General features: G+C 60.8%; 26 protein-coding genes and 1 pseudogene. 18 read left to right on the top strand and 9 right to left on the bottom strand.

The genetic code is table 11. The features are described 5' to 3' along the window. Window positions 1-2 precede the first annotated feature (2 nt). Together QEH68_RS00655 and QEH68_RS22515 are read left to right on the top strand one after the other, a co-directional pair. Window positions 3-1,022, top strand: a complete 1,020-nt coding sequence (locus tag QEH68_RS00655) for a LacI family DNA-binding transcriptional regulator (RefSeq protein WP_207597414.1) — start codon at window positions 3-5, stop codon at window positions 1,020-1,022. Window positions 1,023-1,052: 30 nt separating this feature from the next. Next, window positions 1,053-1,415, top strand: a pseudogene (locus tag QEH68_RS22515) (Gfo/Idh/MocA family oxidoreductase); the annotation flags it as partial. A gap of 595 nt (window positions 1,416-2,010) precedes the next feature. Here the strand turns inward: QEH68_RS22515 and QEH68_RS00645 are convergent. Then, on the bottom strand, window positions 2,011-2,298 hold the full coding sequence (locus QEH68_RS00645) for a helix-turn-helix transcriptional regulator (protein WP_337340186.1): 288 nt from the start codon (window positions 2,296-2,298) through the stop codon (window positions 2,011-2,013). Beyond that, window positions 2,298-2,789 (bottom strand): DUF2975 domain-containing protein, encoded by a 492-nt coding sequence (locus QEH68_RS00640; RefSeq protein WP_207595671.1) that lies wholly within the window; start codon window positions 2,787-2,789, stop codon window positions 2,298-2,300. Before QEH68_RS00640 ends, QEH68_RS00645 begins: the two co-directional genes overlap by 1 nt. 193 nt (window positions 2,790-2,982) lie before the next feature. On the opposite strand from QEH68_RS00640, the gene QEH68_RS00635 reads away from it, so the two are divergent. From QEH68_RS00635 to QEH68_RS00620, 4 genes are all read left to right on the top strand, one after another. Next, window positions 2,983-3,549 (top strand): type 1 glutamine amidotransferase domain-containing protein, encoded by a 567-nt coding sequence (locus QEH68_RS00635; protein WP_280625520.1) that lies wholly within the window; start codon window positions 2,983-2,985, stop codon window positions 3,547-3,549. A 150-nt stretch (window positions 3,550-3,699) separates the two neighbouring features. After that, window positions 3,700-4,281: a TetR/AcrR family transcriptional regulator gene (locus QEH68_RS00630; RefSeq protein ID WP_242703469.1), complete on the top strand. Its 582-nt coding sequence runs from the start codon at window positions 3,700-3,702 to the stop codon at window positions 4,279-4,281. Next, window positions 4,278-6,122 carry an alpha/beta fold hydrolase gene (locus QEH68_RS00625; RefSeq protein ID WP_280625515.1) on the top strand — a complete coding sequence of 615 codons (1,845 nt, stop codon included), beginning with the start codon at window positions 4,278-4,280 and terminating at the stop codon, window positions 6,120-6,122. The genes QEH68_RS00630 and QEH68_RS00625 overlap by 4 nt, the downstream gene beginning before the upstream one ends. Window positions 6,123-6,206: 84 nt before the next feature. Further along, on the top strand, window positions 6,207-6,836 hold the full coding sequence (locus QEH68_RS00620) for a hypothetical protein (RefSeq protein ID WP_280625510.1): 630 nt from the start codon (window positions 6,207-6,209) through the stop codon (window positions 6,834-6,836). 183 nt (window positions 6,837-7,019) lie between these two features. Here QEH68_RS00620 and QEH68_RS00615 read toward each other — a convergent pair whose 3' ends face one another. Further along, the gene (locus QEH68_RS00615) at window positions 7,020-7,400 is read right to left on the bottom strand and encodes a hypothetical protein (RefSeq protein ID WP_280625508.1); all 381 of its coding nucleotides are present in this window, start codon (window positions 7,398-7,400) and stop codon (window positions 7,020-7,022) included. 220 nt (window positions 7,401-7,620) lie between these two features. After that, window positions 7,621-8,202 carry a TetR/AcrR family transcriptional regulator gene (locus tag QEH68_RS00610; RefSeq protein WP_280625504.1) on the bottom strand — a complete coding sequence of 194 codons (582 nt, stop codon included), beginning with the start codon at window positions 8,200-8,202 and terminating at the stop codon, window positions 7,621-7,623. Between the two features lie 91 nt (window positions 8,203-8,293). On the opposite strand from QEH68_RS00610, the gene QEH68_RS00605 reads away from it, so the two are divergent. Together QEH68_RS00605 and QEH68_RS00600 are read left to right on the top strand one after the other, a co-directional pair. Continuing rightward, window positions 8,294-9,229, top strand: coding sequence for a proline dehydrogenase family protein (locus QEH68_RS00605; RefSeq protein ID WP_280625499.1), 936 nt, complete (start codon window positions 8,294-8,296; stop codon window positions 9,227-9,229). 232 nt (window positions 9,230-9,461) lie between these two features. Next, window positions 9,462-9,644, top strand: a complete 183-nt coding sequence (locus QEH68_RS00600) for a GNAT family N-acetyltransferase (RefSeq protein WP_280625494.1) — start codon at window positions 9,462-9,464, stop codon at window positions 9,642-9,644. A 290-nt stretch (window positions 9,645-9,934) separates the two neighbouring features. On the opposite strand, the gene QEH68_RS00595 is transcribed toward QEH68_RS00600, so the two are convergent. Continuing rightward, on the bottom strand, window positions 9,935-10,441 hold the full coding sequence (locus QEH68_RS00595; RefSeq protein ID WP_280625491.1) for a hypothetical protein: 507 nt from the start codon (window positions 10,439-10,441) through the stop codon (window positions 9,935-9,937). A gap of 784 nt (window positions 10,442-11,225) precedes the next feature. Further along, on the bottom strand, window positions 11,226-11,822 hold the full coding sequence (locus QEH68_RS00590; protein ID WP_280625488.1) for a TetR/AcrR family transcriptional regulator: 597 nt from the start codon (window positions 11,820-11,822) through the stop codon (window positions 11,226-11,228). Between the two features lie 159 nt (window positions 11,823-11,981). On the opposite strand from QEH68_RS00590, the gene QEH68_RS00585 reads away from it, so the two are divergent. From QEH68_RS00585 to QEH68_RS00540, 10 genes are all read left to right on the top strand, one after another. Next, entirely contained in the window at window positions 11,982-12,755 is a 774-nt protein-coding gene (locus QEH68_RS00585) for an SDR family oxidoreductase (protein ID WP_280625485.1), read from the top strand. Between the two features lie 297 nt (window positions 12,756-13,052). After that, entirely contained in the window at window positions 13,053-13,754 is a 702-nt protein-coding gene (locus tag QEH68_RS00580; protein WP_280625482.1) for a hypothetical protein, read from the top strand. Further along, a complete protein-coding gene (locus tag QEH68_RS00575; protein ID WP_280625478.1) occupies window positions 13,751-15,355 on the top strand; it encodes an FAD-binding protein in 1,605 nt (534 codons plus the stop codon). Before QEH68_RS00580 ends, QEH68_RS00575 begins: the two co-directional genes overlap by 4 nt. Beyond that, window positions 15,330-16,499 carry an acyltransferase gene (locus tag QEH68_RS00570; protein ID WP_280625475.1) on the top strand — a complete coding sequence of 390 codons (1,170 nt, stop codon included), beginning with the start codon at window positions 15,330-15,332 and terminating at the stop codon, window positions 16,497-16,499. The genes QEH68_RS00575 and QEH68_RS00570 overlap by 26 nt, the downstream gene beginning before the upstream one ends. Before the next feature lies 1 nt (window position 16,500). Beyond that, on the top strand, window positions 16,501-17,646 hold the full coding sequence (locus QEH68_RS00565; protein WP_280625473.1) for a sedoheptulose 7-phosphate cyclase: 1,146 nt from the start codon (window positions 16,501-16,503) through the stop codon (window positions 17,644-17,646). Continuing rightward, a complete protein-coding gene (locus tag QEH68_RS00560) occupies window positions 17,643-18,365 on the top strand; it encodes a cupin domain-containing protein (protein ID WP_280625470.1) in 723 nt (240 codons plus the stop codon). The genes QEH68_RS00565 and QEH68_RS00560 overlap by 4 nt, the downstream gene beginning before the upstream one ends. Beyond that, entirely contained in the window at window positions 18,362-18,712 is a 351-nt protein-coding gene (locus QEH68_RS00555; protein ID WP_280625468.1) for a hypothetical protein, read from the top strand. Before QEH68_RS00560 ends, QEH68_RS00555 begins: the two co-directional genes overlap by 4 nt. Then, complete coding sequence (locus QEH68_RS00550) at window positions 18,702-19,862, top strand: MFS transporter (protein WP_280625466.1); 1,161 nt, start codon at window positions 18,702-18,704, stop codon at window positions 19,860-19,862. The genes QEH68_RS00555 and QEH68_RS00550 overlap by 11 nt, the downstream gene beginning before the upstream one ends. A gap of 198 nt (window positions 19,863-20,060) precedes the next feature. Then, window positions 20,061-20,486: a GNAT family N-acetyltransferase gene (locus tag QEH68_RS00545; protein WP_280625464.1), complete on the top strand. Its 426-nt coding sequence runs from the start codon at window positions 20,061-20,063 to the stop codon at window positions 20,484-20,486. 82 nt (window positions 20,487-20,568) lie between these two features. Next, complete coding sequence (locus tag QEH68_RS00540) at window positions 20,569-20,832, top strand: hypothetical protein (protein WP_280625462.1); 264 nt, start codon at window positions 20,569-20,571, stop codon at window positions 20,830-20,832. 2,344 nt (window positions 20,833-23,176) lie between these two features. Here QEH68_RS00540 and QEH68_RS00535 read toward each other — a convergent pair. From QEH68_RS00535 to QEH68_RS00525, 3 genes are read right to left on the bottom strand one after another with little or no spacing between them, the layout of a single operon-like run. Further along, window positions 23,177-23,656, bottom strand: coding sequence for a hypothetical protein (locus QEH68_RS00535; RefSeq protein ID WP_280625461.1), 480 nt, complete (start codon window positions 23,654-23,656; stop codon window positions 23,177-23,179). Window positions 23,657-23,663: 7 nt separating this feature from the next. Further along, window positions 23,664-24,278 (bottom strand): hypothetical protein, encoded by a 615-nt coding sequence (locus QEH68_RS00530; RefSeq protein WP_280625458.1) that lies wholly within the window; start codon window positions 24,276-24,278, stop codon window positions 23,664-23,666. A 27-nt stretch (window positions 24,279-24,305) separates the two neighbouring features. Next, a complete protein-coding gene (locus QEH68_RS00525) occupies window positions 24,306-24,677 on the bottom strand; it encodes a hypothetical protein (protein WP_280625454.1) in 372 nt (123 codons plus the stop codon). Window positions 24,678-24,731 lie beyond the last annotated feature (54 nt).

Below are 24,731 nucleotides of genomic sequence, written 5' to 3'. Positions count from 1 at the left end.
CCATGACGCAGGACACCAGCGGCCCCCGGCCGGTACCCACCCTTGAAATGGTGGCTGCCTTGGCCGGGGTGTCGCGGGCCACCGTGTCCCGCGTGGTCAACGACAGCCCCAGTGTGGACCCGGAAATGGCGCAGTCCGTGAGGAAAGCCATCCTCGCACTCGACTACACGCCCAACCGTGCTGCCCGTTCCTTGGCCAAACGGAGGGCAAACGCGGTCACGCTCATCGTTCCGGAGTCGACATCCAAGGTCTTCGCGGATCCGTTCTTCGCCTCGGTGGTGCAGGGCATCGCCTTGTATCTCACCGACACGGAGTACACCCTGAACATGGTGATCTCCTCGGAGTCGAAGCCGGAGAAAACCCGCAGCTTCTTGCTCGGAGGCAACGTGGACGGCGTCCTGGTGGTGTCGCACCACAGCGGCGACAACTCCTGGACGCACCTCTCGGGGTCCCTTCCCATGGTGTTCGCAGGACGCCCCTTGGTAGGTGGCAAGGAAAGCTATTACGTGGATGTGGCCAATGAGCAGGCGGCCTACGAGGTCACCAGGTTGTTGACCCAGAGCGGCCGAAAGAACGTTGCAACTATTGCCGGTCCGCAAGATATGCCCCCGGGCCTGGATCGCCTGGCGGGGTGGAGGACCGCTGTGCGGGAGGCAGGTCTTGGCGAAAGTTTGGTGGAGGAGGGCGACTTCACGTTGGCCTCGGGCGCCAAAGCCATGCATCGATTGTTGGACCGCGGCGTGCCTGTTGACGCCGTTTTTGCAGCGAACGACCAGATGGCTGCCGGCGCCTACACCGCCATCCAAGGCCGGGGTTTGCGCATCCCGGAGGACATCGCCGTCGTGGGTTTTGATGACGATTCCTTTGCCACCTCCGTCACCCCCGCCCTCACCACCGTGCATCACCCGATTGTTGAACTCGGCAAGAAAATGGCCGAGACCCTGGTTCACCTGATCGAGGGCAAGCCGGCGGAACGCGTCAACAGGATGCCAACGTCGATCGTGATCCGCGATTCCGTCTAGCTTTTAGCCCTTGCCTTGAAAGGCTCTTCCATGCTTCCTGCTCCCGTCAGCACCGTCGCGCCTTCCGTCGCGACAGGCCGTCCCATCCGCTGGGGAGTTGTGGCCACGGGCTCCATCGCCTTACGCGTGGTGCAAGACCTCGCGCTCTTGGAGGACGCCGTTCTCCAGGCGGTCAGTTCGCGCTCGGAGGCGTCGGCCCACAGCTTTGCCGGGAAGTTCGGCTTTGCAGCGTCTTATTCGGATGTCGGAGATACGCCGGGCTATGAACGGCTGCTGGCCGATCCCGCCGTCGACGTCGTCTACATCGCCACGCCTCATGCGCAGCATCATGCTGTCGCGCTGGCCGCGCTGACGGCGGGGAAGCATGTCCTGTGCGAAAAGCCCATCGCCATGAACGCCGTACAGGCACGGGAGTTGGCGGATCTCGCCCGGGATCGTGGACTATTCCTGATGGAGGCCGTGTGGACCCGGTTCCTGCCCAGTTTCTGCCGCGCGGTCGAAATTTTGCAGTCGGGGGAGATCGGGGAGCCGCGCTGGCTCCAGGCTGACCTCGGTTTCGTGCCCGCCTTCGATCCCACAGCGCGGATCTGGGACCCGGCCGCAGGCGGTGGAGCGTTGCTGGACCTCGCCGTGTATCCACTGACGTGGGCGCTGGGAGTTTTCGGTGAGCCTCGAAACATGGTCGCCACCGGAGTCCTGACTCCTGAGGGGGTGGACCTGCAGAACTCCCTCACCTTGAACTACCAGAGCGGCGCGCAGGCGCAGCTGATCACCTCCATCGGCGCGGAATGCCCCAGTGTAATAACAGTGGGAGGCACGGAAGGTTGGTTGCGGTCCTCTGCTCCGCTTTTCAATCCGGCCGAACTCACTATTCAGTCACGCATCGGCACGCCGCGGACGGAGAAATTCGAGGTGCTCGGACACGGATTCAGTTACGAGCTGCGTGAGGTGACGCGTTGCCTGCAATCCGGGCTGACCGAGAGCCCGTTCATGACTCCAGCGGAGTCGGTTGGGTCGATGGAACTGCTGGATGAGGCCCGCCGGCAGATGGGGTTGCGGTATGCGAGCGATCAGCAGACTCCCACCGCAGCAGGTCCCCCGGCTGGCACTCCAGCACCTCACACAGCGCTTCGAGCGTAGTAAAACGCACGGCTTTGGCACGACCGTTCTTGAGTACGGCCAAGTTCGCCGGGGTGATGCCTACCTTCTCGGCGAGCACCCCGACGGGCATTTTGCGCTTGGCCAGCATGACGTCAATGTCCACGATGATCGGCATCAAATCACCTCGTCGAGCTCGGCCCGCAACCCGGCCGCCTCAACGTCCCGGGCAACGGCCTGCGCAAGGAGGGTCCGCAGCACCAGCACCAACAGCGCCACTCCCCCGATCATCAACGCTGCGCCACAGATCAGCATGACGACTCCCGGCGCGATATCGCCGGGCGCCAGGATCACTGCGATGCCAAACATCAGCACTGCTGCGGCAGCGATGGCACCAAAAATCACGTCCACAAAACGGAACGCTCCATGCGAAAAGACCGTCCCACGCCGCACCATCGTCAGCAGCCGCCACACACAGACCGCAACCACCTGTACACACAGAATTCCCAGGACCACGATGACCAGCAACGCAATCCGCGGCCCATCAGGCGCACCCGCCTCCACTAGGTCGTTGGAAAGCAGGGGCACCATCCGTACCTGCACGAACAGCGAACCCGCCAGCACCATCGCGATCACTATGCGCAGGGCGAGGATCGTCAGCTTTCCCATGGACAACTCCTTTATCGAACAACAACCTGATTCTATCGATATTCGATACTTAAACAAGCATCGGATGCGACGGCAAATTAGTCAGCTTGCTTAGTAAAGCTGCATTCCCTAGGCTTGAGCAGGTCAGACAAACAACTCTCACAGTGGCGGCCCGCGCTTAAAAAGCACCCCGCCGCGCAATGGAGGAGGAACAATGTCAGAACACAACATCGCAGGCAAGAAGGTCGCATTCCTCTTGACGGACGGCGTGGAGCAGGTGGAACTCACCAGCCCATGGCAGGCGGTCAAGGATGCCGGCGGCGAACCCACCCTCGTGGCTCCCTCCAAGGGAAAGCTCCAGGGTTTCAACGGCGTGGAGAAGGGTGACACGTTCGACGTCGACCTCGCAGTTGCCGACGCGGATGCCTCCGAATTTGACGCACTGGTTCTTCCGGGCGGCGTCGTGAACGCCGATCATCTCCGCGTTGACAAAGATGCGCAGAACTTCACTCGAGCCTTCTTTGAGCAGCACAAGCCGGTGGCATCCATCTGCCACGGCCCGTGGATTCTCATCGACGCCGGCGTGATCAAGGGCCGCAACGTCACCTCGTATCACACACTCCAGACGGATTTGAAGAATGCCGGCGCCAACTGGACCGACGAGGAAGTGGTGGTGGACCAGGGCTTGGTCACCAGCCGCACCCCGGACGACCTCCCCGCGTTCAACGCCAAGGTGGTCGAGGAGATCTCCGAGGGCCAGCACGCCGGGCAGACCGCTTAGCGGTCACCCACCCGCATACGGCAAGTGCCGCCGTCGTACTTTTACAAGAAGTACGACGGCGGCACTTGGCGTTTCACGAAGACTGTCTTCTTGAGAGTTTGCAAAATATGTAGACCAGTCTATTATTTCTTCATGGCCTCAAAAGGAAACATGACAAAAGCTCGGCTGGCAGAGTCAATGCTCCAGCTCATCCAGACCAGCGGTTACAGCGGCACCGGGCTGAATGCTGTGATCGAACACGCCGCAGCTCCCAAGGGGTCCATCTATTTCCACTTCCCGGACGGGAAGGAGGGCCTGGGCATCGCAGCGGTCGAGCTCGCCGCGAAACAGTTCGAAACACTCATTGCGGAGGCAGCAACTTCCGCCGGCAGCGCGGCTGAGGCTGCCCGGGCCGCGATCGAGGCTCTGGCCACCATCGTCAGCGAGAGCAACTTCCGACTGGGTTGCCCGGTTTCCGTGGTCACCCTGGAGATGGGCGCAGAGAGTGAGCGGCTGAGACAGGCGTGTGCCGCTGCCTTCGAGGCGTGGATCGCCCCGACGTCCGCGCTCCTCGAGGCCAGCGGCGTTGACGCCAAGGAAGCCCGGTCTCTGGCAACCGTTGTTGTATCGACGATTGAGGGGGCGGTGATCGTCTCCCGCGCCATGCAAAGCACCCAACCCCTGTTATCGGCCGCTGACGTCGTGGCGGAACTCATCAACCAGCGCTGCAAGACCGTTGGCGGGACACGATGACGCCTCACGAAAACCCCCGTCACGCCCTGGTCTTCGGGGCATCAGGAATGGTCGGCCGACACCTCGTCCTGTCCCTCGCCAAAGCTGGCGCGAACGTCACAGCGGCAGTTCGGACCGCCGAGTCCGGAGCGGGTGTCGAGCGATGGGCCAAGGAGCATGGTCTGACACGGAGCATCAGAACGACCATTGTCGACTTCGATGCTCCCGAGATCATCCCGGGCGGGCCCTCGGCATTCCCGTCCATCACCGAGATCCACAACTGCGCCGGGTCCTACCGATTCGGAATGACCGCCCAAGAGGCACGCAGTGCGAACGTCGGCATCGTCGAGAAGCTGATCGACTTCGCCGGGGACCTCCCCAACCTGCAGCGCGTCGTCCACGTGTCGGGCTACCGCGTCGGCGGACAGGACCCTAAAACCGTTCCATGGTCAGAGGACCACCGCGCAGCGGTCTACAAGGAACTTGGCGCCTACGAAGCCTCCAAGGTGGAATCCGACGCCATCTTCCAGGCCCGGGCCCTGGAGGGTGGGGTCCCTTGGACCATCGTCAATCCCTCCAGCCTGATCGGCGACAGCGTGACCGGGGAGTCCGACCAGCTCATCGGGCTGGCCACCACCATCGAGCAGATTTGGCAAGGCACCGTAGCCGCACTGCCCGGAAACGGCTCGACGTTCCTCCCGGTGGTCACGGTCGACTATCTGGCAGCCTTCATGACGGCAGCAGCGGTCGATCCTGCTGCTGCCGGCAAGGCGTATTGGATTCTCGACGACGCCACCCCGCCGCTGGCAGACCTCCTGACCCATGTCGCCCGGCACCTCGGCGTCAACGTCCCACGGCTAAGGATGCCGATCGGGATCATCAAGCGACTCCCGCAGCGGATCACCAAAGCGGATCCCGAGACGCTCACCTTCATGTCCGCCGACCGCTATCCGACAAAGTCCGCCGTCGAGTTCGCCCACAAACACGGGATTCAGATGCCGGATGTTCTGGTGTCCGTGGAGCGGTGGGCCGACCATCTGGCCGCTCATCGGTTTGGCGCCGACATGTCTGACGGTCGTCGATTCGTCGACGTCGGCGGTCTGCGCACATTCGAGCTCGGCGTACCCGGGTCCAGCCGTGTTGTCCTTCCCGGCTTGCCGGTCAATGCAGACACGTGGGCAGCCGTGGCGTCGGGCATCGGCGCGCGTGTCGTCGACCTGCCCGGACTCGGCCTCAGCAGTGGAACAGGCGTTCAGGACTGGGAACAGTGGCTGCCAGCTCTACTGGACGGCGAACCCGTTGACCTCATCGGCCACTCCATTGGTGCGGCTGCGGCAGTATTGGCGGCTTACCAGCTCCCGGCACAGGTCAAGTCCCTCACGCTGATCGCACCGTTCTTCCTTCAAGCCCCGATGGGTATTTCGTCCAAACTATGGCCGCTGGCATCCACCTACTTGCGACACATTGACGCCGCACGGCTGTCACGCCAGCTGACCGGATCAGAAGCCAGCGCCGCTGCTCTCACGTCCAGCCTCAGTGACCTCAAGCGAAGCAGCGCCAAGAGGGTGGCCAAGCATCTCGCCCTGGCGGGCTCCAAGCAATGGCGTGCTGAACTACGGGAAGCGCTGGGGCGTTTCAGCGGCCCGGTCCGCATCATCGTGGGAAGCGAGGACCCCATCACCCCAGGAGCAGTTGAGCAGCTCGAGTCACTTCCAAATGTTGAGCTGATCACGGTGACGGGCGCCGGGCACCATCCTCAACTGACGCATGGCGATTCTCTGGTGACCCTGATCAACGGAATGTCCCGTGTGGACACGGCTCCCGAGGTTTCAACCGCTGACAGGCATACGGGTGCCTTATGAGATCCACAGGGGCGTGAATCTGGAGGTAGCCAGAGGTCCAAACTGGCTACATATTTCAGAGCCAGTTTGGGGGAGGCTGGTGTGATGTTGGTACGCAGAATCACTCAATTACTCGCAGGCCTGTCGCTCTTCGGCTTTTCCATCGCCGTCCTCATCAAAGCTGGACTTGGAATCTCCCCTTGGGACATCTTTCATCAAGGTCTGGGCCGGCTGACGGGAATCAGCACCGGAATGGTCATCATCGCGGTCAGCTTTCTCGTGCTCCTCCTATGGATCCCCCTGAGGATGCGCCCGGGTTGGGGCACTCTGGCGAACGCCGTGTTGATCGGCGCCTTCGTCGACTTGTCGATACCTTTGATTCCCCAAGCCAACGGACTACTCTGGCAAGTCGTCTACCTTGCCGGGGGGCTGGTGCTCCTGGCCGTCGGCAGCGCCTGCTACCTTGGGGCCTCCTTCGGCCCAGGTGCACGGGACGGGCTGATGACCGGCCTGGCGCAGCGGACCGGCTGGTCAATCCGCACTTGCCGCACATTGATCGAGGTAACAGTTGCCGCAGCCGGCTGGTTGCTGGGCGGGACCCTGGGGATCGGTACCGTGGCCGAAGCGTTTCTGATCGGACCGTTGATTCAGTGGCTCATGCCCTTGTTCAGTGTTCCTTCAGGCCCTCGAGAACCCTCGCCGGACAACCCACTGAGCAAGTCGACCGCCTCCTGAGCAGCAACGTCCGGGCGCAGCCTGCGGCGGAACCAACAATCCTGAAGCCTCCATGGCGGGACACCATCTCGCTGCGGGGCCGTCGCTTTGGCGGCGACGACTGGTTGACCGTCAAACCGCAGGACGCGCCAGGGCTCCCGTAGTTGCAGGGAACCCTGAAGCGTCGCGTCGTTTACTGCGCGCCTAAGCGGCCGTGGCGACCCAGCCTGAGCAGCCGTAGACGCCGGTGCCGGCGCTTCGGTTGTTGAGGCACGCCCGGACGTAAACGGTCCCTCGGAGTCCGCTGCTCTGAGCTTGGGCCTGCTCGCCGCTTCCCTGACTGTTGGTCAGCGTCGCAATGTAGGTAGTCCCGTTCGAAACGTACCTCAGCTGCGCTACGGATGAGACTCCATCCACGCGGGTGTCCCGGCTCGTTAGGACGTTGGTGGACGAGTTGTAGTAGGCGTAGGACCCGGTCACCGAAGCCGCTGCACTGGCGGAGGCCATCGGGGCCGTGGCCAGCCCTGAGATTGCAATAGCACCCGCGGCTGCAGCGCCGGAAAGAGCCAATCGTGATTTACGCATGTCGTAATTCCTTCCCCAGAATTTTTAGTGAATTACTGGCATCACACCCGCCCCAAGAATGTGTTGGCGATCACACCGCGAAGCCGCTTTGAGTCTCAAGCGGCTGAATTCTTTTGTCAAGTCAAGCGTCCGCCCGACTTTTGTGCACCAGACGCACTAGATAATTTGTCTGGCAAGCAGAGAATGTTCCACTCCCCTGGAAGAGGTACAGCCGAGGAACCTATTTGGTGCGCTCCAAGAGCCTGTCGATGGACCTCTCCTGTCGCTCCGCGGAATAGCTTTGGGTGTCGAGCAATGACACTGCATTAAGTCCCTCACTCAACGCCGAAACGTCCACCGCAAAAGATGTGACATCGTCGTGAGTCCAGTCCGGTCGTGCCGCCTCGGCCAGCCGTTCAATGCGGCGCAGCAGCATTCGATTACCTAGACGGTGATGTTCCGCGATGTCTTCATCGGCAACGGCTGCAGCGAGGAAACTGACCCAGACCCGCGCTTCGTCGGTTGCCCCGTGACGATATGCGGGCAGCGCACGAACGACATCCTGGAGTGCGCTGAGCGGGTCCGATGCTTTGGCCTCCACCTCATCGAGCCGGGCGACAGCGCGTTCAGTCAACGTCCTGCGCGCGTGAACTAGAAGGTCACGCTTCGTGGGGAATGTGTGGAACACAAGTCCGGTGGTGCATCCGGCTTCCTTCGCCACGGCGCTGGCTGTCAGCCCCGTCAGTCCGGCGCGAGTGAGCACAGCCCATGTGGCCTCTGTCAGGGCCCGTTTTTGTTTCTCGACGTCACGTGTTCTCGGCATGCCACTTCCCCTTCAATAAGCAATAAGATATCGTAGCGCACAATACGGTATTAATGACTACGGAATAAACGTGAAGTGGAGAGTTGTGAGCATGACTGATCGTGAGGCGGCAGCGGATGTGCTGCGCGCTTGGGCGTTGGATGAAAACCTCAAAGAAAAGGTGATGTCCTCGCCCTCGTTGGCATCCGTGGCAACGAGGATCGCCCGGCAGTATTCGGCAGGTGACACCGTTGATGATGCTTTGATGGCAGCTGAGCGCACCATGGCACGCGGGCACCTGGTCAGTATTGAATACGCAGGAGAAAGCGTCCGCGATGCTGAGCTGGCGCGTAAGGAAGCGAATGTCTTTTTGGAGCTGATCACCGCACTCAGGGCGGCAAGGATTATCAGCACCGTTTCCTTCGACCTCTCTCACGTGGGACTCCTCGTGGACCCCGGACTTGCAGCAGAGAACGTCCGCGCGATGGCCAAAGCCGTAGCGCCGTTGGGTACTTCGCTCATGATCTCCGCGGAAGGTTCAAACCGCACGGATCTGGTCCTGGACACCTACGACAAGCTGAGCGCTGAGGGGCTACCTGTGGGGATCACCGTCCAGGCACGCCTACACCGGAGTGCAGCCGACCTGGAACGGGTGCTGGAACGACCGGGCGTCATCCGTTTGGTCAAGGGAGCATTCCTTGAACCGGCCGACAGGGCTCACCCTCGCGGCAGCGGCGAACTTCGGGAGGCATACCTCCGTTTAGCGGGACGCATCCTGGAGACCGGACACCCGCTGTCCATCGCCACCCATGACGCAACACTGATCGAAGACCTCATCTCAGAACACCCGGATCTGATCCGCCGACCTGAAGTGGAATTCGAAATGCTACTCGGGCTGGGCACCGCCACCTTAGACCGATTGCGCAAGGACGGCTACGCCACCCGCGAATACTCGATCTTTGGCAACCAATGGTGGTTATACGTCTTGAACCGCATCGCAGAAGAACCCGAACGGGTCTTCACCGCACTCGTAGCCGCTGCCAATTAACTGGGCATCACCCTGGGTGGCCCACTCAAGCTCCACAGGGCAATAGTCCATCGACTATTGTTTCTGATTTCACGTCTTGGCGCTGACGGCTGCATGCCGGTTTGTACCGTTTGACCGTTGCCGTCTTCGATGACGAATTCACCGACGATGTTCTTACCCTCGGAATCGTAGACCGGGATCACAAACCGCTTCCCAGGCAGCTCTGGCCTTCATTGAAAGACAGCACCAACGCTTGGTTGATGGCACCGGGTACTCCTTCGCTATTGCTGATTCCTCTTCTGATCAGGCGGTTGGCCAAATCGGGCTGTGGCTGAAGGACCTCAGCCAAGGCCGGGCGAGCATTGGCTATTGGGTGGCGCCAAGTCATCGGGGGGAATCCGCTCCGTGTCGCCTCGAATCACTCACCCAGGTCTAGTGCGGGGCCAGCAGGCAACGTCCTCCGGCGCCCGCTCGAACTCGCCTCGAAACCCCAGCTTTTCGAGACACAGAGGCTATGAAACACCCCGGTGAGTTCAGAGAAGGAGTCGGAGACCGCGGGCGGGATCGCCTATCGGATCAGCTGGTCACTTGAAGGACCTGAACACGATCGAGTCGAAAACGGCGCGCGCCTCTCTCATCAGCTCCGGATTGATCGATTCGTCGATATAGCCCACCGCAACGACAGCCCGCCGGCCCTCCAAGTCGACCACCCGGTAGGTCTCGTGTTCATTCTGAGTCGAGTACCAGTGTGTGCAGTGGTACATCATTTCTGAGTGGATGCAGAACTTGCCGCTGTCGCCAGGCCGGGATGTCCACGTCGCCCTCGACGGAGTGGTCGAACTCGAAGCCGGGGTAATCGCCCACCATGATCTTTACGGGAGGAGTGCTTGCCGTTGACGATTGCGCCGCCATAGCCCTAGTGAAGGCCCAGTCCGCAGGACCGACATCGGCAAGGGCACCCCTCCAGTTGCATGCGTCCATCGACACATAGAACGCGGACCCAAGGGTCAGGTGGACGGCCCATTCAGCCGGGTGATCCGGGTCATCCTTGCCCAGGCTGTTGCCGTCGAGAGCAGACCAGCCCCCTGGAACGGTGATCTCGAAAGGCTCCTTGTAGCCGTCGACGGGGACTAGATATGTGCCGGCGTCGATATCGCCACTCTTCGGCAGCGGCGGGACCGTGCGAGGGTCGCGACTCTCAGGCAGCGGTGGGACCGTGCGAGCCTCCGTCATCGGAGAACTGGCAGACGGCAGGGATGCGTCGTCGGACTCATACTCGCACCCGCCGAGACATCCAATCAGTGCGATAGTCAGCAAGGGCAAGAAATGGCGTGACCGCTGAGCGGCCTTTTCGATGGGTGTCATAGAACTCATTGATCCACCAGGCCACTACAAGCTACTGTGAGGCCCCGCAGCCGGGTGGCCTCGCAGGCGGTCCGAGTTGGGATGCCGTCGCCCCAGTCTCCTCCGGTAGAGAACCCGTGACAATGAGAGTTGGATGGACATGAGTTTCGACTCATGCAACCCCCGCAATGACAGGAGCGCCCTGAAGCAGCGGCGAGGAAACGCCAAAATTGCGGCAGCTTTCACCGCCCGAGTCTAACCAGCCAATGAGACCTGGCGGTAGCTCACGTCTCGTAACCCTTGGCATAAGAGACGTCTCACTGATGTAGCTCTGCTCCCCTGCGCAGCTTGCCATTCTGAACCCCGGCGGGTCTTGCAACTATGCCTCGCAACTAGGTGTTTCGAGATCGGTAATCATCGTTAGTTACAAGACAGGCACGTCACCCGATATTGGCGGTGCGGTCGGATGTGCCACTTCCTTGGAACTGGAACGCCCGAACCGGTGGGACGTCCGTCGAGGAAACAGCCAGCCCGTGTGACCGCCGTCCGCTGCTGCTGAGGAGCCGGACAATCACTGTTGAGTCGCCGACTTCGCGAGCTGGCTTGTTGGTTGCGCCGCCCTGCTGCTCCCGCGACGGCACGTACGGAGACTCGTTCTACGTGCTGTTCGCTGTCATGCCTCTATGGCGGTGATGGCGTAGTGGGCGATGCGGAGGAGGTCCTCTTTGCTTGCGCCGTCGCGGGCCTGCTGGCTCATACCTTGTAGCGTCGCTCCGACGAAGGCTGCCATTGCATGGGTGTCGGTGGATTTGGAGATCCGGCCTGCTTCGCGGTCCCGGGTCAGTGCTTCTGCCATGGCCAGGATGTTGTCGTTGCGCATTTTGGACAGCCGTTCTGCGACGTGGCGGTTCGCGGAGGTGACCGCGACGGCGGAGCTGATCACCAGACAGCCTCCCGGGAACGTTGTTGACGGGTAGTGGTCGGCGGCTTCTATCAGCAGCCGGCGCATGAGTTTCAGTCCGCTCTCTTCTTCTGCGAACGCGGTGGACATGAAGCTTCCGTGGGTTGCGTTGTAGTGGTCCACGACGGAGAAGAAGAGGTCTTCCTTGGAGCCGAAGGCCTTATACAGGCTGGGTGGGTTGATGCCCATGGCTTTTGTGAGCTCCGCCAAGGAGGTGCCCTCGTATCCGCTGTCCCAGAAGACCAAGGTGGCTGCTTCCAGGGCGTCGTCGATATTGAATTTCCGGCCTTGGCCTGCTTTTCCTGACATCGTCGTCCTCTCGTCGTTCCTCTCAAGAAGAGCCCCCAGCAGCCGGCATCTATTCCGGCTGCCTCCACGAGAGTGGTTTTTCATGCTGTGGCCAGCGCCACAATAAGTTTTCGAAATCTTTCTTGTAGTGATCGCTAAACGTATGTAAGTATCTCATTCATGAGCGAAACACACAAAGACCACATCGCCGTTGTGACTGGAGCCAGCCGAGGGATCGGTGCGGCAATCTCCTCCCGCCTTGCCACCGCAGGCTTGACTGTTGCTGTCCACTACGGACACGACGGGAAGGCGGCTGCGGAAGTGGCGGCCTCCATCGAAGCTGCGGGAGGAAAGGCTTTCCCTTTCCAGGCAGACCTTGGAGCCGACACCGCAGCACAGGATTTTTGGGCCGCCTACGACAAGGCCGCTGCCGAAGCAGGCGCCTTGAACCAGCCGATCCACGTCCTCGTGAACAATGCCGGGGTCACCCTGCGCGGGGCCATTGAAGACTTCAGCCGGGAAGATTTCCTAACCCAGCAGGCCATCAACGTCAACGCACCCTACTTCATCGTCAAGGAAGGGCTGACCCGAATCGCTAACGGAGGCCGCATCATCAACATCTCCTCCGGCGTCACCCGCATAGCATTCCCGGAAATCATCGGTTACGCCCTCACCAAGGGAGCTATTGAGGCCTTCACTCTGACCCTCGCCAAACACCTTGGGCCCAGGGAAATCACCGTAAACTCGGTCGCCCCAGGCGTCGTGGACACCGACATCAACGCTGGCTGGCTCCGCGGAAACGAAGAAGCCCAAGCCGGGGTAGCTGCCAGCAGCGCCCTGGGTCGCGTTGGCCAGCCCGACGATATCGCAAGCATCGTAGCTTTCCTTGCCTCCGACGAAGCGCGCTGGATCACCGGGCAGAAGATCGACGCCACCGGCGGCACCAACCTCTAACCCACCAGCACCATCTGGACGCGCACCGCGTCCGCGTTCTAACGCGTCACATCCGCACAGGGCCCAACCTAGGCCTGACTCGCATCACATCCAGGGGGAATCATGAACCGTGCCCGAATTCGTGGAATTGACCATTTCGGTCTCACTATCAGATCACTTCGCCAAGCGACCCACGACCTTAAGAACGCCCTTGGCGCTGAGGTCTGCTACGTAGAAGGACCGATCACTGATCGGGAACCCGGATGGATGGCGGCGAAACTGGGGGCTCGGGGAACCTGCTCATTGACGGTGACCGCAATGAACGTTCGCGGTATCAACCTCGAACTTTTCGAATACGACGGCGCCGAACGCCGCTCCTGGGACACTCCCCCGGGAGCGGCGGGCAGTTTCTTCCTCATCTTCCAGACCCCGGACCCTGACCGCGTGATCGCCAGGCTTTACAACGAAAACGCGACAGTCCGCCCCATCGAACACCCGATCAACGGGTATGAGATAGGACTGCCTTCCGGGATCAATCTGGCAATCCAGCACAGACCAGTGCAGCGCCTCCTCGGAGCAGTTGCGCTGAGCAGATACGACTTCGCAACCGCCCAACACCAACTAACATCCACTCTCGGCTTCAGCCAACAAGAGGCCATCACAGCATTCGGGGCCACTGGCTACCTCTTCAGCAGCGACCAAGGACTTCCGGTAGCAGTACTCCATGGGAGCTCCCCCTCACCCCGGCCAGCCAACAGCGACCTGGGCGGCCATCACGGCGCGTTCCACGCCGACGACGTGGACCAGACGGTCAACTCCTTCCGGACCATCAACGGCTACACCACCTTGGGTGAACCCGAGACCATCACAGATGGACCCATCGCCGGGGACAGGTGGGTGTACCTCAACTCACCATTCGGGCTCCAGCTCGAGATCATCAACATGCCCGACGGTACCCTGCCCTACGAAAAGGACGCCGCTGCGCTCCGGACCCCCATCGCGATCGGAGCGTTCTCTTGAGCCTCACCGCCTCCCGCCGGTCAATGCTCAGCGCCAGTGGTGCACTGCTGGGCGCCATCGCCCTGACCAGTGCGCCCGCACGAGCCCAAGCGACCGAGACCCCAGCCCGAACCGGAGGCTATCAAGTCATCACCTCACTCTCCGAACAGTTCGATGACCTGCAACAAGGCACGAACCTGCGATGGAAAGGACAGGCCCAGCGCATCGCATTCCCCCGGACAGCAGCCGAGGTCGCCGAAGAACTTCGCACCGTCCTGCGATTGGGACTGAAACCATCTGCCCGCAGCGGAGGGCACTGCTACGAAGGATTCGTCGCCAACCCGGCCGTAAAATCCATCATCGATCTCTCCGCCATGGACCAAGTCCGCTGGGACCCCGAGATGAATGCCTTCGAGGTAGGCGCCGGCGCGCAGCTCGGACTGGTCTACCAACTGCTCTACAAGCAATGGGGCGTCTATGTCCCCGCCGGGAACTGCCCCACCGTAGCTGCCGGCGGCCACATCGCCGGCGGCGGCTATGGATCAATGAACCGCCGCGACGGCCTCGTCGTCGACCACCTCCTGGCCGTCGAAGCCGTCCACGTCCGCCAGGACGGTTCTGTCACCACCAGCCGCGGCACCCGGGACCCGCAGGACCGTCACCACGAACTGTGGTGGGCCTACACCGGCGGCGGGGGCGGGAATTTTGGCATCGCGACCCGCTACTGGCTCCGCAGCCCCTCAGCCACGGAAAACCGGCCAGAAAAGGCCTTGCCCTCACCGCCACGTCACGTCTGGCTCAGCACCGTCTCCTGGTCCTGGGATGACATCGATGAAGCATCATTTACTCGCCTATTGAACAACCACGGCCAGTGGCACGAAAACCACGCCGCCCCCGGGACCCCGGAAGCGAACCTTTTCGCCCAACTCAAAACCTGGCACCGCTCCAACGGCTTCATCACCATGGACACCATCGTCGATGCAGCAACCCCTGACGCCGAAGGCGTCCTGAACCGCTATCTGGCAGCGATCTCGGCGGGAATCCCTCCGGCGAAGGTAACCCAGCGACGACTCGTGCCGTGGATGCAGGCTACGCAGTGGACCGGTTTTACCGGACCCGACTCGACCCGTCGGTTCAAAGGCAAGTCAGCGTACCTTCGTCGAACCTACACGCCCGAAGCAATCGCCGCTGCGTACCGGGGCCTGAACGATCCAACGATCACCAACCCAGGCGCGTTGCTGATGATCGCCTCCTACGGAGGGGCCGTGAACACCGTCGCCCCGGACGCGACAGCCGTCCCCCAACGGGACTCCATCATCAAATTCCAGGTCGTCTCCATTTGGGACAACCCCGAAGATGACCAAGCCAACGTCACCTGGACCCGTAACACCTTCCGGGGCATGTTCGCCTCCACCGGAGGAGTCCCTCCGCTGAACTCCACAGCAGATGGCGCTTTTATCAACTACGCAGACACGGACCTGGACGACAGCACTTGGAACACCTCCGGGCTGACTTCGTTCGACCTCTACTACAAGGGCAACCTGCCCCGTCTCAAACGCGCACGCGCCACCTACGACCCGAAGGGAGTGTTCTCCCATGCCCAAAGCATCCCTCTTGCCTGAACCGACCGGAACACTTCCGGTAACTGCCCGCCGCCTTGACGCCCTGACAGGGCTCCGCTTCTACGCTGCGCTGCTTGTTTTTGCCTTCCACATCAGCCTGAGCCGTTTCTACCTCGGCGATTCGGGCCTAGTTGAACCCCTGCAGTTCATCCTCAAAAATGGCGGATGGTTCGGCGTCACGTTTTTCTTCATCCTCTCCGGATTCGTCCTCATGTGGTCAGCCCGCGCCGGTGACACCCCCGGAAGGTTCATCTGGCGACGAATTGCCAAAATCGTCCCGAACCATGCCGTGACCTTTTTCATCGCCCTGGCCATCGGCGGGCTCGGCGCCTCCACAATCGGTGAAGCGGTCGCCAACCTGTTACTGGTCCACGCCTGGATACCTGCCGACACCGCTTTCTTCAGCATCAACCACCCCAGCTGGTCACTCTCAGCCGAACTCTTCTTCTACCTCGCGTTCCCGTTCGTTCTTCCACTGGTGAACCGCATCCCACGCCACCGGCTACTTCTCATCGGCGCTGCACTGATCGGACTGATCACGCTGGCACCGCTGGCCGCCGGGTTGCTCCCAGCAGGGGAACTCTTCGGCCCCAACCACGCCCAATCACCGCTGTTCGGCGCCTCCATCCCGCAAATCTGGGCCGTCTATGCACTGCCACCGGTCAGGCTCCTCGAGTTCGCCCTGGGCATGCTCGCAGCCCGGGCGGTGCGTGAGAGAAACCTGCCGACCATCCCGCTCGGCCCGTCCCTCCTGCTCGCGGCCCTCGGCTACGGGGGGTCCCTCTTTCTCCCCATCACCTGGCAAATGGACGCCGCCTACGTCATACCCGTGCTGCTGCTTGTCATCGCCGCAGCGCAAGATACATCCCCGCCGGGAATCTTCGCCTCCCCCGCAGCGGTCCGCCTGGGCGAACTGTCCTTCGCGTTCTACATGGTCCACGACATCATCCTGACCCTGACCCGCACCATCGTCGGACCGGCCACGCTGCAGCCCTTGCCCGCAGCCATCACCATTCTGGCCGCCTTCGTGCTCAGCCTCGGCTGCGCCCACCTGCTCTGGCGGCTGGTCGAAGTCCCCTCCAACAACGCACTGCGTTCCCGAAACCCCTTCCCCGCACGACCCACCATCTCCCGAGAGGCCTGAAATGACTACCATCAACCGCGCATGGACCGTCTCCGCCCAGCAGGATGTGCAATACAGCGTCGAAACCACCTTTGACATCCTTGACCCAGCCAACCCGACATTGGTCGATGGAGAACACGGCGCACGACGACTCATCGTCACCGACACCACCGTCAACGACCTCTACGGCGAGAAAATCCGCGCCTACGCCGCAGCGAACCTCTCCGAATACAAGATCCTGGTATTGCCCCATGGCGAAACGAATAAACGCTGGAGTGCAGTGGAAACTGTCCTCGAAGCCATCGAAACCTTCAAACTCGACCGTCGGCGTGAACCCGTGATCGCCATCGGCGGCGGAGTCCTCACAGACATCGTTGGTTTCGCCTGCAGCATTTACCGCCGCAACACCCCCTTCGTTAGAGTTCCCACTACCCTGATCGGAATCGTTGACGCGAGCGTCGGAGTCAAGACCGGAGTGAACTTCCAGACCGGCAAAAACAAAATCGGCACCTACTTCGCCGCATCCCGCAACCTCCTCGACACCTCCTTCCTCAGCTCCCTGGACCCGCGCCATGTCTCCAACGGACTCGCGGAGATTCTCAAAATCGCTCTAGTCAAGGACGAAGAACTGTTCGCCCTGCTCGAAGAGCACGGCGCGGCTGCACTGTCCGGACGTTTCCAACAGCACACGGAGGCCGAACAACAGATCATCGACAAAGCCATCACCGGGATGCTCGAAGAGCTGGAACCCAACCTCTGGGAACAGACCCTGGAACGTTTGGTCGACTACGGCCACACCTTCTCCCCCACCGTGGAAATGACCGCCTTACCTGAACTGCTCCACGGCGAAGCCGTCTGCCTGGACATGGCGCTCACCACCGCCATCAGCGTCCACCGGGGCCTGGTAACCGTAGACGAAGCCTCCCGGATCTTTAGCGTCATGCGCGCACTGGGTTTGCCTGTCACCCACCCCTCCATGAACGTCGATGTCCTGGTTACGGCACTCATCGACACCACCCGCCACCGCAATGGACTCCAGCGCCTGCCTCTGCCCACCGGAATCGGCGCGGCAACCTTCATCAACGACCTAACACCCGGTGACATCGAAGCAGCACTGAACATCCTCACCGGCGCCGTGAACCGGGAACTGGAAAGGTCTGCCGCATGAACATCCTCACCAAAGTGCCACCCCGGCCCCGCACCCCCACCGGACACGCCACCGTCCTGGGCGTCCACGGAGCAGCAGGCACCACCGGATGGAAGGCGTTCTACACTCGGCGGGAGCTCGAATCCGCGACAGAAGCCGTGGAATGGGCGACTCTCCCGCCGGGGGGTGTCAGCGGTGAACACCGCCACACGCGCACCGAGGAAATCTATTTGGTTCTGGAGGGAACGGGTGAGTTTTTCCTCAACGGAACAGCGCATCAGGTCAGCCCAGGGACCCTCGCTTTGACGACACCAGGGAACACTCACGGCCTGCGTAACACCGGCTCGACGACGCTGAACTGGTGGGTCATTGAGACCCTCACACCACACACCCAGAGCTACCTCGAAGGCACTCTCCACACAGAAAGGCCGCCCATGCCTGCCCGGATCCATGACCTCCACGCAACCCCCCGAGTCGAGACACAAGGGACCTTTGACGGGCCACTGGCCGCCATCGAACGGCACACCCTCGCCGCAGGACAGAGCCTGAACCTCGGGAAGCCCGGCGCGGAAATCGCAGGTTTCCTCAACACCGGCAGCGCTACCCTTTCATTTGCCGACACCACCGCCACCATCGATGCGCCCACCTCATTCCTGGTGCCCAACGGGTCTCCTGCCTCGCTGGCAGCAACCTCCGACGTGGAATTGTTTGCCGTAGAGCTCAGGACCCCCGGCTCATGATCATCAACACACCGGACCCGGCAGATTACTGGAGCTGCCTGATCCGCCGCGGAATGCTGCACAGCGAAACAGAAGCCATCGAGCACTGGAAGCTGGCACCTCAGCAAAGTATGGCCCTCGGCGACCAAGGCGTGCACGAAGCGTTCATCATTCTTTCCGGTCAGGTCGACATCGAAGGCCGGAAGCTGTCAGCGGGCTCTGTGCTGTTGGCACCAGCCCAAGACCAGGGAACCCTGCGTGCCGAGACGGAAACCATCCTGCTAAGCGTCAGGACGTACCCTCAGACGGTCACCAGTAACCTCCCGCCCAGGGTCCCCGAGCTGCCCGAAAGTGAACGTGCCATCTGAAACGCGAAGGGGAGGGCAGCTCACAGACTGGGCCCTGCCCTTCGCACTCTTTTTCGCCGTCACAGTCGAGATGGCCCCCGCCGGCGCGCTTGAACACATCGCCAAGGCCTTCAGTTCAGACATTGGAACCGCCGCCGCCGGTTCCAGCCTCTACGCACTCAGCACAGCGGTACTTGCGCTTCCGCTTTCAGCCCTGGCCCAACGATTCAATCTCCGAAAAACAGCCATCCTCACCGCCGGCATCTTCACGGTTCTCGGCCTCGCCACCAGCGCTGCCCCGGACATGTCGACCTATCTGATCCTTCGATCAATCCAAGGAGCCGCCCACGGCGCGTTCTTCCCCCTGGTCCTGGCCCTGGCGGCCGCGGCCTCGCCCAACAACACCGGCAAAGCAACAGCCAGGGTTCTCTTGGGGAACGGCTGCGCCCTCGCCCTCGGCGTACCCGCAGCCGAAGCCCTAAGCTCCCTCGACTGGCGGATCCCCCTTGCCCTGGCATCCTGCGGCGTCCTCGCAGCCATGATCTGCGCACCGCAACCGCAAGCACGGACCACGCCCACTGAGATGACAACCACGGGCGGTTCCAGCGGAAGTTTCGTGCCCATAGCCCTCATCCTTGCCGTGAGCCTGGCCGGACACTTTTCCTACTACACGTTCCTCGCACCCCTGGCCACCCACGCAGGAACCCAGCCGTCCATTGTCTTGGCGGTTTACGGAGGAGCCGTCATCATCGCCACAGCACTCTCCGGACGTCTGGCCGGCAAAAGACGCCTGCAACGTGCGCTTATCGTCTTAATTGCCGAAGCTGTCATCGTCGCTGGCGCCGCCCTGCTCGCAGGACCCTTAGTAGTGTTCGCAACGGCAGCCCTGGCAGGAACCTGCTTCGGCCTGCTACCCACCCTCATGCAAACAGAAATCCTCGACCGATCCCTCGGAAACCAGACCATAGCCTCCGGGGCGGCAGTAGTCGCGTTCAACGCAGGAATCGCGGCAGGATCCGCAGGCGGAGCAACACTCGTGGGAGTCTCGATCCAGACACCCGCACTCATCGGCGCCTGCCTCCTCGGCTTCGCCGCCATCATGCTGGCCTTCGCGGGAAGAAACACCAGCGCACAAGAGCCAGCAATGACAAGCAGCGCTGCAAGTCACTGATCCGATCGCTTGTCCGACTTCCTTAGAACTGGGACACTCCCCCGTTCAAGCCAGATGTCGTTTTCAGAAGCTGACTGCACTGAATGTCAGAAGTCGACTGCACTGGCAATTGTGCGCGTAGGAGGATGCCTCAACGGGACGGACATTGGCATGCTGTCCGTTGTTTTGAGCTTGCCACGTCCCCCTAGGGTGTTGTCCATGACTGAGCGTTATTTCTTCTCCGCCGAAACGGACAGAGTTGATCGTGCCCGCGTGCACCAGTGGCTCAGCGAGCAATCCTATTGGGCCTATTGGGCGCAGGATCGGGCTCGTGAGAAACAGGATGCAGCGATGGACGCCTCTCGGAACTACGGGGTGTACGACATCGGATCTGGAGAGCAGGTGGCTTATGGTCGCGTCGTGACTGACGGTGTGACGTTCGCGTGGCTCTGCGACGTATTCGTCGCAACCGAAGCCCGCGGTCAAGGCATCGGCAAGATGCTAGCCGCTGGCGTAATCGCGGATCTGGAACCTCTAGACCTGAAACGCATTCTGCTTTCAACTGCCGATGCGCACGGTCTCTACGCCCAATACGGCTTCACCGAGCTAAGCGAGCCATCGAAAATGATGGCTCGCGTCCGTTGATCCATCCCCCAGCGGGCAGGATCGTCTGACTAGCAGCAGAGGTAGGGTCGACTGCATGATGTCGAGAGGAGTTTGATTCGAAATGAATACGATTCATCGCAGTAAGAGCCAACAGCGCAACTGGCTGAAGATACTTCTTTACGGCTCGATCGCCAGCGGAGTGTTGGCGCTACTAACGGCAGGATTGACTTTAATTCTGTTCCAGGAAATTGAGAGCAGGGGTGACGTTACCAACGCGCATGATTTCGGGTGGCGCGCAGTCGCGCTTGCCGTGTTGTCCCTCGTGCTCTTCACTCTCTACCTCATCCGTCGCAATGCGCAGCGTAGGAGGTCCCCGCAAACGTAGAAGAATGGCTCCAACCCCGTGACGTGAACATGGTGCCGACACAACGAATAAGTGAGGCACTCTTCTGCAGGATCCACTAGGGAACAGCGGTGTTGCCGGCCTTCCCCGTGATCACCAAGGCGATAAACCCAACGAAGACGAGAGTTGCGATCAATAAGACGACCATTTGCACCCGGTCCATGACAAGTCCTGACGTCAATGTCTCATAGCGTACGAGCATCACAGTACGAGCTACGCACGTCCGTTCGAGGATCCTTCAGCGGACGCCGGGAGTCCGGTGAAGTGTTGGGCCTGACTCCAGCTGGGGGCTTGGATTCCCTGACCAGGTGCGCAGTCCTTCTGACCGGATTCACGAATGCATGTTCGGAATAGCCAGAGGTCTTTACTCTGGCACGTAGGGAAGGGTGTTCATCAGCCGTGCTAGCTCAGCCTGCAGTCGTCGGACTTCCTGGGACCCAAACCCAACACGCGTTTGGAACTCGTGTTCGTCGACAGCCTCCAAGGTCTCACGAAAAGACCCCCAGAATATTTCGAGCTCATCGACAGCTAGCGTCAGCCTGACTTTCCTTACAGGTACCTCAGAGTCAAATTCCAGCTGCATAGTTCACTTCCAAAAATCCGGCTACAGGGACTTGAAGTAATCGTAGCCATCTCATCGTTGCCGAGCTTCGGTCAGCGGCGCGAGCGAAGGCAAGCTGTGGGCGTCCGGGTGAGGGATCCCTTGCGGACATTGCGCCAAGCGGAAGAACGAAGGCACTGCTCTACCAGTTCTAGAGCTGGGACTCGCGAGCTGGCGCTTGATCGCTGGAGGGGCCGCATTGTCGGATATATCCGCTGGATGCTGGCATCCATATCAGCACGGAACCGGCAAACGTCAAGATCAGGACCGCTACTGCGAGAGGCGTCAGGACGAGATTGAAAACTCCTCCGAGAGCCAAAACAGCCAAGATAGAAAGAACTACCCTCGCCCAGCGTTGACCTCTGAGGAGTCCCAAAGCTGCCCGGATCTGAACAGCCATAAATAGAAAGAGGAACAGACCGCTAACGAGCATAACAATGACGCTCGCGTCCCACGTGAACATCAAGACGCCTGGCTGAATGCAAGCTAGGATTGCGGCTGAAAGCCAGAGGTAACTTGATGTTCGAAGCACCTTGGGGAGGCTGCCTGCTGTCCTTTGTGCGACAGGATGGACCATCTTCGAATCCTCAATCTTCAGCAACATGTTGGGGCGGCTAGACCGCAAGGTTTCCAGACTACAGGCGAGCGAATATTTGTCCGTTATTCGGTAGGTGGGTTAATGAGCCACGCAGCGAGCCGTTCTTCCTCCTCAGTTTGTAGCGGCGACGTCGTCGGTTCTGTCCAAAGGACGGTGCCTCTCCCGCAGATTCGAAGGCCCTCGTACAGTAGTAGTTCCTCGCCTATCCGTATTGTGAACCAGGCGGGTGCTTCCTCGGGCGGAACTATCACGGCGCGGCTGGATTTCCCCGGGCTGATGTTCTGTTTGGAAAATCCGAGCACCGGCGCAGCCGTCAGCTCACCGTCTGCCCAGCCCGGAAGGCCCCAGTTCGGCCGATAGGTGAACCGACTTTCGGGTGAGTGACCGCCTGGAAGGGCACTCTGCCGGCCCCCGCTCTTGAAGAGATGCAGGTTGATTCCAAGCGCCAAGGTACTAGTCGGATTGATGGGCACACTGTAGCGCCCGAGGCTCTCCAGCCAGTCAGTCCGGCGACAAGACACGACCGCCCGTAAGGCGGTCCTCCACCGGACGCTCTTCACTCCTGACGAGCTCCGATCCAAGTCCTCGTGGCTCTGCGGCATTCGGATTCCCGTAACACCCGCCCGCAAAACTGCCCGGTGAAGGTGCCCTAAACGCTACACGTGCACTCTGATCTTTGAGCTGGCCGCTTACCATGTGTGTTCACAGCAAACCCGTTGCGACGATCGTTGGAAACCGCCCTGTCCCCTATTGGCGTGCAAGCCGTCCGCGCCGCCCCAGCGTGTTCGTAACGTGCGGGATAGCTTTTGAACGAATAGCCTCTGGGGTTTTGATGCCTGCAGCTTCGATCGAGCTTCTGCAAATGACGCCCTAGCTGTTCCTTCCAGATCACTGGGCTGAGGCCTCCATATAGCCGCGACGGTGGGCCCGAAATACTTGGCATGATCACTGGGGATCAGCTAAGCGGGCGGCATGCGGGCACCGATTGGATTGACATGATCAGCCAGCACCCCTTTACCCCGACTCCGTGACTGTCTTACAGCGAAAAGAGAGAGCCTGCACCCCCCAATGGGGGTGCAGGCTCTCACCTTTTGACCCAATGCCTTGGTTCTACCTGTGGCGGAAGGTCATTCTGGCGAGGAGACGGACGTCTTCGTAGGCTTTGCCCTCGACGCCGGTGCCTGCTGGATTGAGGCCAGTGCCGTCACTAGCAGAGCCGCCACAGCGAGGAGCACCATCTGCGATTGCGAGCCACCTATGTAGCTTCTGAGAAGAACGTTGCCCACAAGGGCTTCACCTCCTGAATGCGTCGCACCAATGACATATGACACGGTCAGGAGCGCAGCCGGAACCAGGGCCGCGACGAATCTTCCCAGCCCAAACAAGCCGCCCAGGACCTGACGCAATAGTAGAACCGCTGTGAAGCTGATAACTACGATAACGAATTGGAGTTCCCACGGAAAACGCGGTGAAACACCGGCCGTCGGTCTACCTATAAGGTCAGCCACGTAGCCCCCTAGACTGGCATCGATGAAGATGCCTACATAACCAACGATGGTAAGGGCGACCAAGCTAATCAAGCTGGACAGCAATGTTCGAATAGCCATTTGACTCCTATTCAGGGAATTTCACGAAAGAGAATGTGTCCGCTGCGCCCTCGATGGGAAGCTCACTAACAGCCGGGAGTCCGTCGTTGGGACGCTGAAGAACAAGCTGCCCGGCTCCTTCCGAGCGCACTTGGTTTAGCACTCCGGCCTCTCGGCGGGCAGCAACGGACGTCAGAGCACTGGTATCGACGTCTGCCGGCAACAAGTGAGCAACGACCTGCGAGGCTGGATCTGCGCCTGAGGCCATGGCCGTGAGCCCGCTGTGTACAAACTTTTCAACGGCAATACACGATGCTGTACTTGCCTGTTCCGGGCCATTCGTCTGGACGATGAGGCAAACCTCACGGCCTGAATGATCCTGACCAGTCGAGTACGTTGCCTTGTCGTCGACCGCGATAACCCTGACAGAGGCTTTGTCCACGCGGCTGATGATTGGTTTGCCCAATTTGTCCGCAGCTGCGGAATCGGTTTGAACCTGCGCGGCGGCGAGAACAGGAACGAGATCCGTTCCGCCGATGCTTCGCTGCTCGCCGGCAAGCGCAGGGGAAACCCCGACGCCAATGCTGGCGACCGCAACGGCGCCAACGGAAAGGACTAACGCGGATGCTTTAGAAAATTTCATTTTTCCCCCAATAATTTTGAGTAGCTACTAACCAACATACTGATCACAAAGAAGCTGCGGGTTATGACGGGCTTCAGGGTAGGACGTGTTCCACCAGCACTTGCTTTCGCCATAGCGGTACAGGGCATGGCTGTAACTGGACCAAGCTTGGCCCTGTGCAGCGCCGGTACTATATGCGTTGCCGTTGGCGTAGTTGTATGTGCCGCCGTAGGACCAGGACTGGAACCCCAATGGCGGCGTGTACCCGACGTGGGTACCCCCGCTGGACAGGTTGTCAATGAACCCGCTGCCACGAACCTGGTTCGCGTAGTTGAAATCAGCGTGGTAGCGGCGGGTGTAGGCCTGAGCCGCCGTTGAGGCCATGATCACGAATACCAGCGCGAGCAGCGCTGCTACCATAGTGTGATCGGACGTGTGAACTTAGTCTTACTTGCCTCTATTGCTAATGCCGAG

The organism is Paenarthrobacter sp. OM7, assembly GCF_029873575.1.
Taxonomy (GTDB): Bacteria; Actinomycetota; Actinomycetes; order Actinomycetales; family Micrococcaceae; genus Arthrobacter.
The sequence above is the reverse complement of the archived record's forward strand: the minus strand, read 5'-3'. Positions and strand labels throughout refer to the sequence as shown.